We start from the raw sequence: 1503 nt of genomic DNA on the forward strand, positions 1-1503 counted from the left end.
ATGCCAATTCTGGCCCAAAGCGATCCTGTACAGATAGGCCTTTGTTGTAATTTAATCAAGGCGTTTTAAAATAAAATTGTGCTTCATTCAAAAAATTGCGCGCTGTAACTATCAGAAAAATGATGATACAAATTCATACAATTCAAAAACTGTTTGAAGCTTAGCGGGAATAATTCTCCCGGTATTTCATTTTTCTTGTGAGTTGAAGAAGGAGACCTCGAGATGTCCGTAAAGACGCCAACAGGCACCCCCGTAACGATCACGCCGGTCGCAAAGCCGGTAATGGCAAAGCCGATGGTTGTCCTGTCGCCGCGGCTGACTGTCAGAAGTGACGAGGCGGCAAAGCGAAGGATCGCCGACACCGATGGAACGGTTCGGCGTGCCAGGCAGGTTGCCGAGACCAATCGCCTGATTTGATCTTTCCGCACCGACGAAAGGACGAGACAGCAAGCGAAGCCTTGAACCTGGCGCGCCAATGGCCTAGATCGCCACAGGCGGATAAAACACGGCAGGTTTCCCATCAACAGAGATCAAAGACGAGCGGCGGGTGCGGGAGCCAGGTCTGGCGCAGGCGGACAGCCGCCGCTGGGCCTCGACCAGTATGTGCAGCAGGCGTTGCAACTGCATCAGGCGGGGCGCCGGCAAGAGGCTGAGACGATCTACCGGCAGGTGCTGGCGCGTCAGCCCAAGCATGCGGCCGCGGCGCATTTCCTGGGACTGCTGCTGCACCAGACCGGGCGCAGCGAAGAAGGGCTGGATCTCATCGAACGGTCGGTGAGCCTGCAGCCGACGAATCCCGATTTCCTCAACAATTTCGGTACGGTGATGCGCGACCTCGGCCGCCCTGCTGCGGCCATCGATTTCTTCCGCGGTGCGGTGGATCTGCGGCCGGACCAGCTCGCGGCGCGCGACAATCTCGGCTCATCGCTGAAGCAGGTCGGCCAGTTCGAAGAGGCCGAAGAGATTTATCGCGGCACGGTTGCACGCAACCCATTTCACGTGCGCGCCCGCATCGGGCTTGCCGAAACCCTGCAGGAAGCCGGGCGGCTGGATGAGGCGCTCGCCGTCTTCCGCGAAGCGCTGGCGATACGCCCCAAGGATGCCGACCTGCTGCACGGGCTCGGCGTCGGGCTGATGGAAAAGGGCAAGCTCGACGAGGCGGTCGACCTGTTCCGGCAGGCGTTGGCGATCAACCCCGCCATGGCCACAGCTTGGCTGATGCTGACGCAGGTCAAGCGCCAGAAGGATCGCGACAGCGAGCTTGGGGGCATGGAAGCCCAGCATGCCAAAGCGCCGCAGGACAGCCTGGCACGCATGCAGCTGTCCTTCGGACTCGGCAAGGCGAATGACGATCTCAGGGATTATGGCCGGGCCTTCGACTATTTCGCCGAAGGCAATGCGATCCGCCGCAAAGGCATCAACTACGACCAGGCCAGGACGCGGGCCGAATTCGAGGCGATGAAGGCCACCTTCGATGCCGGCTTCTTCGAGAAGCACAGGCCC

The 1503-nt window shown here is 59.8% G+C and carries 2 protein-coding genes; one reads left to right on the top strand and one right to left on the bottom strand.

Annotation, left to right across the window (positions count from 1 at the left end):
- Nucleotides 1-83 precede the first annotated feature (83 nt).
- The gene (locus EN893_RS38405; RefSeq protein WP_164748817.1) at nt 84-476 is read right to left on the bottom strand and encodes a hypothetical protein; all 393 of its coding nucleotides are present in this window, start codon (nt 474-476) and stop codon (nt 84-86) included.
- 139 nt (nt 477-615) lie between these two features.
- Here EN893_RS38405 and EN893_RS33610 point away from each other — a divergent pair.
- The coding region (locus EN893_RS33610; RefSeq protein WP_245490952.1) for a tetratricopeptide repeat protein at nt 616-1503 on the top strand (888 nt) is incomplete at its 3' end.

Source organism: Mesorhizobium sp. M7A.F.Ca.CA.004.04.2.1 (genome assembly GCF_004022825.1).
Taxonomy (GTDB): Bacteria; Pseudomonadota; Alphaproteobacteria; order Rhizobiales; family Rhizobiaceae; genus Mesorhizobium.